The organism is Rhizomonospora bruguierae (assembly GCF_018397995.1).
GTDB classification, from domain to species: Bacteria; Actinomycetota; Actinomycetes; order Mycobacteriales; family Micromonosporaceae; genus Rhizomonospora; species Rhizomonospora bruguierae.
Map to the genome: position 1 here is coordinate 117,106 of NZ_BBQH01000010.1, position 13,475 is coordinate 130,580.

Sequence of the window (13,475 nt, forward strand, 5' to 3'; positions counted from 1 at the left end):
CACCGAACCGAACAAAGTGAGCGGGCGCGTCGAGCGGCCGGCGCGTCGGGCAGCGGGCGGGGCTCACCCGCCGGTCAGCGCCTCGAGCAGGTCCTTGGCGCTTTCGCACCGGTCGAACAGGGCACCGACGTGCTTGCGGGTGCCCCGCTCGGGCTCCATCATCGGCACCCGGACCAGCGACTCACGCCCCACGTCGAAGATGACCGAATCCCAACTGGCGGCGACCACCTCGGAGGCGTACTGGGCCAAGCAACGGCCCCGGAAATAGGCGCGGGTGTCCTCCGGCGGCTCGACCATCGCCTCCCGGATCTGCTCGTCGGTGAACAGCCGCTTCATCGCGCCCCGGGCCACCAACCGTTGGTACAGGCCCTTCTCCGGGCGCACGTCGGCGTACTGGAGGTCGACCAGTTGGAGCTTGTGCGAGGCCCAGCCCAACTTCTCCCGCTCCCGGTACCCCTCCAGCAGGCGCAGCTTGGCGACCCAGTCCAGTTCGTCGGCGCAGAGCATCGGGTCCCGGCCGAGCCGGTCGAGCACGCTCTCCCAGCGGGCCAGCACGTCGGTGGTGATCTCGTCGGCGTCCGTGCCGTACCGACTGTCCACGAAGGAGCGCACCCGCTCGTAGTACGCCCACTGCAGGTCCAGGGCGGTCAGCCGGCGGCCGTCGCGCAGCCGCATCCGGTGGCTCAGGCTCGGGTCGTGGCTGACCGCCTTCAGCTCGCTGACCGGGTCGGCGATGCCCAGTTCGGGGGTGAGCGCCTTCTCCTCGATCATCGTGAGCACCAGCGCGGTGGTACCGGCCTTGAGGTACGTGGAGATCTCGGAGAGGTTGGCGTCCCCGATGATGACGTGCAACCGGCGGTACTTGTCGGCGTCCGCGTGCGGCTCGTCCCGGGTGTTGATGATCGGGCGCTTGAGCGTGGTCTCCAGCCCGACCTCGACCTCGAAGAAGTCGGCCCGCTGGGAGATCTGGAACCCGGTCTGCGAGCCGTCCTGCCCGATGCCCACCCGCCCGGCGCCGCAGACGATCTGCCGGGTCACGAAGAACGGCGTCAGGTACGTGACGATGTCGGCGAACGGCGTCTGCCGGCGCATGAGGTAGTTCTCGTGCGCGCCGTAGCTGGCGCCCTTGTTGTCGGTGTTGTTCTTGTACAACTGGATCGGGTGGCTGCCCGGGATGGTGGCCGCCCGGCGCGACGCCTCGGCCATCACCCGCTCCCCCGCCTTGTCCCAGCGGACCAGGTCGAGCGGGTTGGTCACCTCCGGGGTGGAGTACTCGGGGTGGGCGTGGTCGACGTAGAGCCGGGCGCCGTTCGTGAGGATGACGTTGGCCAGGCCCAGATCCTCGTCGGCCAGCGCCTCGGCGGGGTCGTACACGGCACCCGAGTAGGTGAACCCCCGGGCGTCCCGCAGCGGCGACTCCTCCTCGTAGTCCCAGCGGGCCCGGCCGCCGCGGGTCAGCTCCGGCCGCGCGCCGTAGGCGTTCACCACCTGGGAGGAGGTCACCATCGGATTCGCACCAGGCTGGCCGGGCACGGAGATGCCGTACTCCACCTCGGTGCCCATCACCCGTCTCACGCTCATTCTGCGAGCCTAGTCCGCCGAGGCGACCAACAGCGGGCGGCGGTCCGGCGGCGATTTCACGTCCACCGGGGGGCTGGCCCGCTCACCGGGCACCGGCGGCTCGGGGGCGGGCGGCGGGGCGCCGCCGAACAGGTCCGCGACGACCGTCGTGGCATAGACGGCGAGCAGCGGAAACACCACCGCGTAGTAGCGCAGGTGGGACGGCTCGGTGTTGAGCACGTGCAGCGCGAACGTCCCGCCGAGAGCCCCGGTGACCAGCCACGTCACCGGACTGCGGTACCGGCGCAGGGCACCGGCCACCACCAGCAACCCGACCAGGCAGATCGACGGATCGTCGAGGGCGTCCCACGCCTCGGCGCGGATCAGCCGCCACGCCACCCGCGGCAGGGCGCCCGGGATGCCCGCCACCGACCCGGCGCCGCTGTGCCGCACGAACGAGTCCACGATCGAGTACGCCGGCGCGATGAGCCCCTGCACCACGTTCGCCACCACCAGCACGGCGACCCCGACGGCCAGGAAGGGCAGCCACGGGTTGCGCAGCCGCCGGGCGGTCACGGCGGCACCGAGCCAGGCGGCGCCCACGCCCGCGACCACCACGGGGTGGAACTGGCGGGTGAACGCGAACGCCAGCAGCAGCACTCCGAACAGGGCCGGATCCCAGCGGCGGGCGTGCCGGCCCAGCGGCAGCACGACCACGCAGGCCACGCACAGCGCCATGGTCAGCGCTTCGGTGTAGGCGTAGTTGGACCACCGGGACATCTCCGCCGGCAGTACCGTCGCCAGACCCGCCAGCACCGACCAGCGCGGCCCGGCCAGCCGCGCCGCGAGCACCATCACCAGGACCAGGCAGACCGCGTACGCGAGGATCGGCACCACGAGCATGCCCTGCGGGCCGACCGCGCGCACGAACGGCGCGGACAGCAGCGGGTACAGCACCCGGGGCGCGACCAGTCCGCCGGTCCAGCCGTGGAACAGCCACGCGTACGTGTCGTCGGGGCGGCAACCCGGCCCGCAGAAGTCCCGGAACCACTCGAACGTGTCCAGGAACTCGTACGTGCGCCGGCCGGCCTCCCGCTCCGACAGCCCGCCGTACCGGTACGCCCAGGCGAGGTAGTACCGGGCATCGGGACCCCACCGGCGCAGGTGCTCGGTGCTCCCGATCAGGGCCGTGCCGTAGGCGGCGGCGACGAGCAGCCAGCCGGGCAGCGGAGCGACGCCGGCCAGCCAGGCCCGCGCGCGGCGGAGGGGGGTCTTCATGACGCGAGGAACCGTACCGGCTGCGGCGCCACCCGCCGCCCGCTGCGCCGAGGTTTGCGGCGCCGGCTACGAACAGTTCACGCCGTGGTCGGCTGCGCTACACCGAGCGGCGCCGCGACCTGCCCGCCGGCCAGACCGGGGTGGCGGCGGCCCGGCGGCCACGTGTGCACGGCGATGGCGGTGGCGGCCAGCCCCAGCACCGGCAGGGCGGCGGCGACCGGACGGATGCCGGTGAAGTCGCCGATGAACCACTGCACCACCAGCAGCCCGCCGCCCAGCAGCACCATGCCGACGCCGAGCGCGCCGGCCGGGTCCAGCCGCCACACCGGGTACCCGCCGGTGGCCACCCAGAGCGCGAGCAGCACCACGACCAGGTCGATGCCCAGTTCGGTGATGGTCAGCCGCAGCGGGGGGCGCTCCGCCGGGTACACGTTGGCGAGCAGACCGCCGGCGACCATCGCGACCACGCTCGCGGCCACCCCGGTCACCAGCGGCGGCAGCCACTCGTTGCGCCAGCCCGCCCGGGCCGCGCGCAGCAGGTACGCCAGCAGCACCCCGCCCAGGAGCACCGCCGCGTACGGGTCGAGGACGGCGGCCCACAGGGTGGCGGCGCCGAAGCCCCAGGCGGCCAGCCAGGGCGCCGTACTCGGGCGGGCGTGCAGCGGCAGGAACCAGAGCCCGCAGGCGACCGCCAGGGCGGCCACCGGCTCGGCCGGGGAGACCAGGTCCCGGCCGATGGTGGTGAGCACCGTCGGGGCGAGCATGGCGACCCCGGCGAGCAGCCCCCAGGTGCCCCACCGCCGCCCGGCCAGCGCCACCACGACCGCGATGGCCAGCCCGTACGCGATGATCGGGGCGAGCCCGCCGGGCAGGTGCGGCAGGTTGTTGCCGTACCGGGCCGGGCCGGAGCCGGTGCCCGCCCGCTCGAAGTTGGTCTGACCGGAGATGGTGACCAGCAGCGCGTACCCGCCGAGCAGGGCGGCCCAGGCCGGGACGGGCACCCCCGCCAGGCGGGGCCGGGCCCGGGCGCCGGGCCGCGGCGGTACCGGGACGGGGTTCGGCGCGGCGTCGGTGGAGCGGGCCGGCCGGCGGCCGTCCACCAGGTCCGCCAGGAGCGCGAGCGCGGTCAGCAGGTAGATCGGGAATACCGGCGCGTGGTACCGGAAGATCGAGTCGCTGTTGGTGATCAGGTTGAGCCCGAGGGTGCCGACGAAGGCGCCGAGGGCGAGGGCGGACAGTTCGGCCCGGTGCCGCCACACGATGCTCACCAGGCCGATGACCAGGACCGCGGTGAGGACCACGTCCGTGCGCACCTGGCGCCAGTCCCCCACCATGATGTGCCAGGCGGTGGTGGGGATCGCGAGCAGCCCCTCGGCCAGCCCGGAGGTACCGGTGTTGCGCTGGTACGTGGCGATCGCCGAGAAGTCGCTGGCGTACCCGGCGGTCATCCTGCCCTGCACGTAGACCGTGATCCCGGCGCAGGCCACCGCGAGGGCCGCGAACGGCGCCCAGGCGTTGACCGGCCGGCGGTCCCGCACGGTGCACCAAAGCCAGGCCAGGACGGTGCCGGCGACCAGGGTGACCGCGAACTGCCGGGTGAACAGGCTCGCCTCCAGCAGCAGCACGAACAGCACCAGGTCCCACTTCCCGGCGGTGCGGCGCAGCGGGAGCGGCAGCAACGTGGCGGTGGTGAACATCAGCGACACCGCCTCGGTGTTGGCGTGCACGCCCCAGTTCGACACCAGCCAGGCGGCCATCATCAGGCACCCGCCGAGCAGCGCCAGGCGGGTGCCGAACATCCGGGCCGCGAGCAGCACCACGCAGAGGATCGCCACGGTGTACGCGGCGATCGACAGCCCGACCACCGCCTTCGGCCCGAACAGCGCGACCCAGGGCGCGGACAGCAGCGGCAGGCCCACCCGGGGACCCACGGTGGCGGCGAAGTCCCCGGTGAAGAACATCGGGTAGTTCTCCGCCCTGCACCAGGGCAGCGACGAGTCGGCGCAGGTGACGCCCTGCTCGTGGGCGAGGAACTCGACCGAGCGGCGAACCGCCTCGGCGTCGTCGTACCCCAGCAGGCGGTACGTCCAGGCCAGGTAGAACGGGGTGTCCGGGCCCCACTGGACCCGGGTGGCGATCGCGATCCAGACCGTCAGCGCCCAGCCGCCGGCCAGCAACGCCCAACCGCGGGCGGGCAGCGCGGCGACCACCACGCCAACCCTGCTTCGTCGCGGCCGCACGGCCGACACGTTACCAATCCGTGCCCGAGACCGCACGATCTTGAACCGCCTCGCGAGGATCCCACCCCGGACGGCCGACGGCCCGCCCGGGCGTTCCCGGGCGGGCCGGCCGACTCACAGGTACTGGCCGGTGTTGTTGACCGTGTCGATCGACCGGCCCGACTCGGTGCCCTTGCCGCCGGAGACGAGCGTGCGGATGTACACGATCCGCTCGCCCTTCTTGCCGGAGATCCGGGCCCAGTCGTCGGGGTTGGTGGTGTTCGGCAGGTCCTCGTTCTCCCGGAACTCGTCGACGCACGCGTCCAGCAGGTGCTGCAGGCGCAGGCCCTTGCGACCGGAGGAGAGGAACTCCTTGATCGCCATCTTCTTGGCCCGGTCGACGATGTTCTGGATCATGGCGCCGGAGTTGAAGTCCTTGAAGTAGAGGACCTCCTTGTCACCGTTGGCGTAGGTGACCTCCAGGAACCGGTTCTCCTCGGTCTCCGAGTACATCCGCAGCACGGCCGCCTCGATCATGGCGCCGACGCAGGCCTTGGTGTCGCCGCCGTGCTCGGCCATGTCATCCGGGTGCAGCGGCAGATCCTCGAGGATGTACTTGGAGAAGATGTCCTTGGCCGCATCGCCGTCCGGCCGCTCAATCTTGATCTTCACGTCGAGCCGGCCGGGGCGCAGGATCGCCGGGTCGATCATGTCTTCCCGGTTCGAGGCCCCGATCACGATGACGTTCTCCAGCCCCTCCACACCGTCGATCTCCGACAGCAACTGGGGGACGATCGTGTTCTCCACGTCCGAGGAGACGCCGGAGCCGCGGGTGCGGAACACCGAGTCCATCTCGTCGAAGAACACGATCACCGGCGTGCCCTCGCTGGCCTTCTCCCGGGCCCGCTGGAAGATCAGTCGGATGTGCCGCTCGGTCTCGCCGACGTACTTGTTGAGCAGCTCGGGGCCCTTGATGTTGAGGAAGAAGCTGGTGTGCTTCTCCTCGCCCCGCCGCTCGGCGATCTTCTTCGCCAGCGAGTTCGCCACCGCCTTGGCGATCAGCGTCTTGCCGCAGCCGGGCGGGCCGTACAGCAGCACACCCTTCGGCGGGCGCAGCTGGTGCTCCCGGAACAGGTCGGCGTGCAGGAACGGTAGCTCCACCGCGTCCCGGATCTGCTCGATCTGGCTGTGCAGGCCGCCGATGTCCGAGTAGTTGACGTCCGGCACCTCCTCCAGGACCAGCTCCTCGACCTCGCTCTTCGGGATCCGCTCGAACGCGTACGCCGAACGCGGCTCGATCATGAGCGAGTCGCCGGCCCGCAGCGGTACCCCGATGAGCGTCTCCGCGAGGTGCACGATGCGCTCCTCGTCGGCGTGCGAGATGACCAGCGCCCGATCGCCCGGCGCGCCGTCGATGCCCTCCAGAACCTCCTTGAGCATGACGACCTCGCCGGTCCGCTCGTACCCGAACGCATCGACGATGTTCAGCGCGTCGTTGAGCAGAACCTCCTGCCCGCGCCGCAGCTGCGCCACGTCCAGCGAGGGCGACACGGCGACCCGCAGCTTGCGACCGCCGGTGAACACGTCGACGGTGCCGTCGTCGTGGCCGGCGAGGAACACGCCGTACCCGCTCGGCGGCTGGGCCAGCCGGTCGATCTCCTCCTTCAACGTGACGATCTGCGCCCGCGCCTCCTTGAGCGTGGCGACCAGTCGTTCGTTGTTCTCGGTCAGCCGGGCCAGCTGTGCCTGAGTGGCGGCGAGCCGCTCCTCCAGCTGGCGGACGTGTCGGGGGCTTTCGGTCAGCTTGCGCCGCACCAGAGCGAGTTCCTCCTGAAGGAACGCGACCTGGGTGGAGAGATCGTGGGCCTCCTTCTCCCACCGTGCGGCGCGCGAATCCGCGTCGTCGCTGCGTGCCACGTCCCACCTCCCCGGGGGCTTGTACGTTCTGCACTAACACTAACCGCTGGCGCCCCGAATCGAACCCACCCGACACCCACGTCACCCAACGTTGATCCGGTTCGTGGAACCGAAACATGAGGCGTGGTACGGCTTCGGGTACCGTCGGGACCGGGGAAAGGGGGCGGGATGTCCGAGGAGCCGACCGGGGACCCGGTGGACGAGGAGCCGCTGGAGGTCCGGGTGGACCAGGACCTGTGCACCGGCGACGGGATCTGCGTGCAGTACGCGCCGAGCGTGTTCGAGTTCGACATCGACGGCCTTGCGTACGTGAAGGGGCCGGACGGCGACCTGCGCACCGCACCGGACGCGCACGTCGACGTGCCGGCGCACCTGCGGCTGGACGTGCTCGACGCGGCCCGCGACTGCCCCGGCGAGTGCATCCACGTGCGCCGCCGCTCGGACGGCGTCGAGGTCGCCGGCCCGGCGGCCGCCGTCCCCGCCGCCTGACGGCAGCGGGCCCTGACGGCAGCGCCACCCGACGGCAGTACGGCCCGGGGGCCGTCCCCGCCGGCTGGCGGGAGTGGGGCCCGGCCGGGTCAGAGGGGGCCGGGTCAGAGCCGGCCGGGTCAGAGCATCGGGCGGCCGACCACCGAGGCGAGCAGCCGGGCGAACTCCTCCAGGCGGGCGATCTGCCCGGCACCGCCGTCGTCGAGGGTCTTGCCGAAGCGCAGCGCGTCGTGGCGCATCCCGGTATCGTCGCCGTCCGCGCCCGCGCCGCCCGGCGTCCCCTCGTCCAGCGAACTCAGCAACAGATAGACGTCAATGCTGTCGACCCGGGCCGGCCCGCCCGGGGTGCGGGTCAGCCGGCGCCGGCAGCCCACCTCGGTGACCGAGGACAGCGGCACCACCCGCAGCGACGAGGTCATCGAGCCGGGCGGCCCCTCGCCGGGCGGCACGTCCTCCCCGTGCCACAGGATCAGCCGGCTGCCGTCGCAGACGACGACCTCCTGCCAGACCCCGTTCACCTCGTTGACGAAGCGCTCCAGCGTGAAGCCCATCACGGTCGCGCCGCGCAGCACGCCGCCGAGGGCCTCCAGGGCCACCTCCGGGTCCCGCAGGTAGGCCCGGGCGGCCGACTCCAACTCCTGGTACGGCGACCAGTCGGGGAAGACCGCGGGCAGGTCCCCACCCCCGAACGTGGGTCGGCTCACCGTGCCTCCTACTCCTCCCCGGCCGCTGGTGCTTCCTCCCCGGCCGCCTTCAGCGCGCGGCGCAACTGGTACGCCTCGGCGCCCTTGCTCGGCTTGCGCCGGCGCGCCGGCGCGGTGACCCCGGGCGCCAGCCGCCGGGCGGTGACCAGGAAGGCGGTATGCGCGATCATACGATGATCCGGGCGGACCGCGAGGCCGTCCACGTGCCAGTCCCGAACGAGCGACTCCCACGCCCGCGGCTCGGTGAAGCCACCCCGCTCGCGCAGCGCCTCCACCAGATCGGACAGCTGCGGCGTCGTCGCCACGTACCCGATGAACACCCCGCCGGGGATCAGGGCGCGCTCGACCAGGTCCAGCGCCGCCCACGGGGTCAGCATGTCGAGGAAGATCCGGTCGTACTGGGGCTGGGCCGGCGCCTGCGCCACGTCCCCGACACGCAGGTGCCATGCCGGGTGCGGGCCGCCGAAGAACGCCTCGACGTTACGCCGGGCGATCGCGGCGAAGTCCTCGCGCACCTCGTACGAGTGCAGTTCGCCCCCCGCCCCGACGGCGCGCAGCAGCCAGCAGCTCAAGGCGCCCGACCCGGCGCCGGCCTCCAGCACCCGGGCGCCGGGGAAGATGTCGCCCAGCGCGACGATCTGCGCCGCGTCCTTCGGGTAGATGACCTGCGCGCCGCGCGGCATGGACAGGACGTAGTCGGCCAGCAGCGGCCGCAGGGCCAGGTACTGGGTGCCCCCGCTGGACGTGACCACGCTGCCGTCGGGCAGGCCGATCAGCGTGTCGTGCTCCAGCGCGCCCCGGTGGGTGTGGAACGCCTTCCCCGGCTCCAGCACGACCGTGTGCATCCGCCCCTTCGGGTCGGTGAGCTGGACCCGGTCGCCGGGTTGGAACGACCCCCGGCGCGGCATCGCGTGGTTCGGCGCGTCGGCGGTGTGTGCCAGGGTCACCGGCGGGGTCCCTTCGGTTCGAGCAGCTCGGCAAGATCGGCGACGTGCAGCACGCCGACCACATCCTCGCCGGTCGTCACCAGGTACTCCGCACCCGGGTCCGCCTGTACCGCCCGCACCACGTCCTCCCCGCGCAGCCCGGTCGGCAGCGTACGCATGCCCGCCGTGTCGCGGGCCACCGAATCCACCGGTATCCAGGGCCGGCGCTCCACCGGCACCGCCTCCGCCGCGCCCGTCTGCACCAGCGCCACCGGCCGGCCGGCGGAGTCCACCACCGCCAGCGCGGCCCGGGTCGCCCCCGACTCCGCCGCCCGCCGCTGCGCCTCGGCCAGCGGTGTGCCGCTCGGCACCCCGAACAGCGGCCGGGTCAGCGTCGCCAGATCCACCAGCGGGAACCGCCGGGCCGCCCGGCCGAGCCGGATCGCCTGCGTCGCGCCCTGCCACAGGGTCATCGCGACAAGCAGCGTGAACACGACCGCGACCGGGTTGATCAGCCGACTGACCAGCAGAGCGGTCGCGGTCAGCCCGGTACTCGCCGCCACCACCCGCCCGGTCCAGCCGGCCACCGCGGTGCCCTGGTGCCGGTTGCCGGTGCCGGCCCATACCGCCGCCCGCAGCGCACGGCCCCCGTCCAGCGGCAGCCCCGGCAGCGCGTTGAACACCGCGACCACCAGGTTGCTCAGCGCCAGCAGGAGCAGCACCTGGAACAGCGCCGTCCCCCGCGGCGCCAGTGCCGCCCCGAGCGCCGCCGCCAGCCCCAGCACCGCCGACACCGCCGGTCCGGCCAGCGACACCAGCAGTTCCACCTTCGGCGACGGGGCCTCCCGGTCCATCTCCGTGTACCCGCCGAGCAGTTCGAGCGTGATGCCGCGCACACCGATCCCGTACCGGCGCGCCGTCAGCGCGTGCCCCAACTCGTGCAGCAGCACCGACAGCAGCAGGCACAGCACGAGCGCGAGGCCCACCAGGTACGCCGCCGGCCCGGCCAGGCTCAACGCGGCACCGATCCGCTGGCCGTAGAACAGGGTCACCAGCACGGCCAGGATCAGCCAGGAGGCGTTGACGTACAGCGGCACGCCAGCGACCTGACCGACCCGGAACCCGGGCGGCCGCTCCGCGGGCCGCGGCGCGCGCGTCTGTTCGTCCACCACTCGATGCTACGGAATGGACTTTGGGGTACGGCTGGGTGGTTTCGTCGTACCGCGTGGTTACGGTGTGGGGCATGACGACGGATGTGGTGGCGGGTGTGGCGGAAGGTCCGGTGGCGGGCGAGCAGCCGGCGCTGCCCTCGCTCTCGCCGTCACGCGCGGCGGACTTCAAGACCTGCCCGCTGCTGTACCGGTTCCGCACCATCGACCGGCTGCCCGAGCGCCCGACCACCGACCAGGTGCGCGGCACCCTGGTGCACGCGGTGCTCGAGCGGCTGTTCGACCTGCCGGCCCCCGAGCGCACCGAGGGTGCGGCCGGTGGGCTGATCGAGCCGCAGTGGGCCCGGCTGACCGCGGCGGCACCGGAACTGGCCACCCTCTTCGCCGACCTGCCCGAGGGCGCGTTCGAGCAGTTCCTGTCCTCGGCCCGGGCGCTGCTCGCCGGGTACTTCTCGGTGGAGGATCCCCGCCGGCTCGAACCGGCGCAGCGGGAGAGCCTGGTCGAGACGGTCGTCGACGACCGGTTACGCATCCGCGGCTACATCGACCGGCTGGATGTCTCCCCCGCCGGGGACCTGCGCGTGGTCGACTACAAGACCGGCGGCGCGCCCCGCGAGGCGTTCGAGGCGCGGGCGCTGTTCCAGCTCAAGTTCTACGCCCTGGTCCTGTGGCGAACCCGGGGCGTCGTGCCGCGCGTGCTGCGCCTGCTGTATCTGAAGGACGCGGAGATCTGTGACTACGCGCCGGACGCGGAGGAACTGGTCCGCTTCGAGCGCACCCTCGTGGCCCTGTGGCGGGCGATCGACGAGGCCACCGCCGCCCGCGACTTCCGTCCCAAGCCGAGCCGGCTCTGCGGCTGGTGCAGCCACCAGGCGCTCTGCCCGGCGTACGGCGGCACCCCGCCCCCGTATCCCGAGCCGGCGGTCGAGCCGGCGGCCACCCTCCCGCTCATCGAGGAGTAGCCCGCCCACCATGAACGCCGCCGGGGCCGGCACGCCCTCCTCCTCGCGGAGGAGGCGATCTCATCGTCGGCGATGACCGGGCGCCGACCGGTACCGGATAGCGTCGCAGCATGACGACGCTGTGCCGCCCCCTGGTGCGATGGCACGCGCCCGCCGGTGCAGCGCGTCTGATGCTGGCGGACGGGCTGCTGGCGGCCGGGGTCGTCGCGGTGGAGGTGCTGCTGACCGCGACGGTGGCCCCCGGCCAGCAGGAGGCCGGTCTGAGCCGGGTCGGCCGGGACCTCGGCGCGGTCGGCGTCGGCGCGGGCCCGTACGGCGGGCCGCTGTGGCTGGTCGCCCTCTACAGCGTGCTGGCCGCGGCGCCGATCGTGCTGCGGCGGGTGGCGCTGCGTCCAGCGGCCCTGCTGGCGGTGGCGGGGCTGGCGATCCCGGCGGTGGTCGCGCGCTACCCGCTGAGCCAGATCGTCACCTTCGTGATGGTCACGTACTCGGCGGCGGCCGCGCTGACCCTGCGCCGGGCGGTGCTCGCGGCGGTGGTGCTGTGGGTGCCGGCGCTGGTCGTCAGCGTGCTGACGATCCAGCCGGAGGGCCCGCACGACATCGGGCCGCCGGTGATGGCGGCGATGAACGTCCTGATCGCGCTGGTCTGCTTCTTCATCGGGCGGACGGTGTGCGCGCGCCGCGCCTACACCCAGGCGCTGGAGGAGCGGGCGCGCAGCGCGGAGGCGAACCAGCGGTCCCTGGCCGCGCAGGCGGTGGCGGACGAGCGGCGGCGGATCGCCCGGGAACTGCACGACGTGGTGGCGCACCACGTGAGCGTGATGGGGGTGCTGGCGACCGGCGCGCGGCGGGTGCTGCATAAGGATCCGGCCGCGACGGACGAGGCGCTGGGCACCATCGAGGACACCAGCCGGACCACGCTGCGGGAGATGCGGCGCCTGCTGGACGTGCTGCGCACGGAGGCGGAGCCGGCGGCGGACCTGGCGCCGCAGCCGGGCCTGGCGGGCATCGAGGCCCTGGTGGAGCAGGTGCGCGAGGCGGGCCTGCCGGTCGCCCTCGCCGTCGACGGTGTACCGTCCAGCCTGGACCCGGGCGTGGCGCTGACGATCTTCCGGATCGTGCAGGAGGCGCTGACCAACACCCTGAAGCACGCCGGGGAGGCGACCGCGCAGGTGCGCCTGGCATTCGGGGTGTACTGGCTGATCGTGGAGATCTTCGATACCGGGCGGGGGCCGGCGCCCCGGTCCGAGCACGTCGGCCACGGACTGGTCGGCATGCGCGAACGCGTCGCCCTGTACGGCGGGACGCTGCGCACCGGCCCCCGGCCCGGCGGCGGATACCGGGTGTACGCGAAGATCCCCATGGAGCAGTTGGGCGTGCCGGTGGCCGACACCCGACGAGCCGAGACCCGTTGAGCCAGCGCCGAGCCGATGCGGAGGGACCGATGAGCGGCACACCCGGCGACCCTCCGGTGCGCATCCTCCTCGTGGACGACCAGCCCCTGCTGCGGACCGGCTTCCGCATGGTCCTCGGCGCGGAGGACGACCTTGACGTGGTGGGCGAGGCCGGCGACGGCACCGAGGCGGTGGAGCTTTCCCGCCGGCTGCTGCCGGACGTGGTGCTGATGGACATCCGGATGCCCCGGATGGACGGGGTGGCCGCGACCCGGGCGATCGTGGCGGCGCGGCTGCCGGTGCGGGTGTTGATCCTGACCACATTCGACCTGGACGAGTACGTGGTGGGCGCGCTGCGCGCCGGTGCCAGCGGCTTCCTGGCCAAGGACGTGCCGGCCGAGGATCTGGTGACCGCGATCCGCACGGTGGCGGCCGGTGAGGCGGTGGTGGCGCCGCGGATCCTCAAGCGCCTGCTGGACCGCTTCGCCACCAGCCTGCCGGACCTGGACGCGCCGCCGTCGCGGCTGCTGGACGCGCTGACCGACCGGGAGCGCGAGGTGCTGGTGCAGGTCGCCAGGGGGCTGTCGAACGCGGAGATCGCGCAGGCGCTGACGGTGAGCGAGACGACGATCAAGACGCACGTCGGGCACGTGCTGACCAAGCTGGGCCTGCGCGACCGGGTGCAGGCCGTCGTCCTGGCGTACGAGTCGGGCCTCGTGCGCCCGGGAGCGTAGCGGTCGACCCGCCCTCCTCCTCAGGGCGGAGCCGTAGCCCGCGCCCGGACGGAGAGCGGCGCACCCGAAGACCGTTCCGCGGGCCGAGGTGACCGGCCGCCCCGCCGCCTACCGTGATGTTTT

General features: G+C 73.0%; 11 protein-coding genes. 4 read left to right on the top strand and 7 right to left on the bottom strand.

Annotated elements, in window-relative coordinates; genetic code table 11:
- Nucleotides 1–63: 63 nt before the first annotated feature.
- The 4 genes from dop to arc form a co-directional block, all read right to left on the bottom strand.
- The gene (gene dop / locus KJS59_RS00600) at nt 64–1,581 is read right to left on the bottom strand and encodes a depupylase/deamidase Dop (protein WP_376771102.1); all 1,518 of its coding nucleotides are present in this window, start codon (nt 1,579–1,581) and stop codon (nt 64–66) included.
- 9 nt (nt 1,582–1,590) lie between these two features.
- Nucleotides 1,591–2,838 (bottom strand): hypothetical protein, encoded by a 1,248-nt coding sequence (locus KJS59_RS00605; RefSeq protein ID WP_213450196.1) that lies wholly within the window; start codon nt 2,836–2,838, stop codon nt 1,591–1,593.
- Nucleotides 2,839–2,915: 77 nt separating this feature from the next.
- Nucleotides 2,916–5,078 (bottom strand): glycosyltransferase family 39 protein, encoded by a 2,163-nt coding sequence (locus tag KJS59_RS00610; protein WP_213450197.1) that lies wholly within the window; start codon nt 5,076–5,078, stop codon nt 2,916–2,918.
- A 114-nt stretch (nt 5,079–5,192) separates the two neighbouring features.
- On the bottom strand, nt 5,193–6,974 hold the full coding sequence (gene arc, locus KJS59_RS00615; protein ID WP_213450198.1) for a proteasome ATPase: 1,782 nt from the start codon (nt 6,972–6,974) through the stop codon (nt 5,193–5,195).
- Between the two features lie 168 nt (nt 6,975–7,142).
- On the opposite strand from arc, the gene KJS59_RS00620 reads away from it, so the two are divergent.
- Nucleotides 7,143–7,463, top strand: a complete 321-nt coding sequence (locus tag KJS59_RS00620; RefSeq protein WP_213450199.1) for a ferredoxin — start codon at nt 7,143–7,145, stop codon at nt 7,461–7,463.
- Between the two features lie 119 nt (nt 7,464–7,582).
- On the opposite strand, the gene KJS59_RS00625 is transcribed toward KJS59_RS00620, so the two are convergent.
- The 3 genes from KJS59_RS00625 to KJS59_RS00635 are packed head-to-tail and all read right to left on the bottom strand — an operon-like array spanning nt 7,583 to nt 10,262.
- Entirely contained in the window at nt 7,583–8,167 is a 585-nt protein-coding gene (locus KJS59_RS00625; protein ID WP_213450200.1) for a hypothetical protein, read from the bottom strand.
- Between the two features lie 8 nt (nt 8,168–8,175).
- Nucleotides 8,176–9,075 (bottom strand): tRNA (adenine-N1)-methyltransferase, encoded by a 900-nt coding sequence (locus tag KJS59_RS00630; RefSeq protein WP_213450458.1) that lies wholly within the window; start codon nt 9,073–9,075, stop codon nt 8,176–8,178.
- A 35-nt stretch (nt 9,076–9,110) separates the two neighbouring features.
- On the bottom strand, nt 9,111–10,262 hold the full coding sequence (locus KJS59_RS00635; RefSeq protein ID WP_213450201.1) for a M50 family metallopeptidase: 1,152 nt from the start codon (nt 10,260–10,262) through the stop codon (nt 9,111–9,113).
- 74 nt (nt 10,263–10,336) lie between these two features.
- Here KJS59_RS00635 and KJS59_RS00640 point away from each other — a divergent pair, with 74 nt between their 5' ends.
- The 3 genes from KJS59_RS00640 to KJS59_RS00650 all read left to right on the top strand — a co-directional run bounded on the left by KJS59_RS00640 (nt 10,337) and on the right by KJS59_RS00650 (nt 13,352).
- Nucleotides 10,337–11,224 carry a RecB family exonuclease gene (locus tag KJS59_RS00640; protein WP_213450202.1) on the top strand — a complete coding sequence of 296 codons (888 nt, stop codon included), beginning with the start codon at nt 10,337–10,339 and terminating at the stop codon, nt 11,222–11,224.
- Nucleotides 11,225–11,334: 110 nt separating this feature from the next.
- Nucleotides 11,335–12,639: a sensor histidine kinase gene (locus KJS59_RS00645; RefSeq protein ID WP_249713756.1), complete on the top strand. Its 1,305-nt coding sequence runs from the start codon at nt 11,335–11,337 to the stop codon at nt 12,637–12,639.
- A 29-nt stretch (nt 12,640–12,668) separates the two neighbouring features.
- Nucleotides 12,669–13,352 carry a response regulator gene (locus tag KJS59_RS00650; protein WP_213450203.1) on the top strand — a complete coding sequence of 228 codons (684 nt, stop codon included), beginning with the start codon at nt 12,669–12,671 and terminating at the stop codon, nt 13,350–13,352.
- Nucleotides 13,353–13,475: the final 123 nt, after the last annotated feature.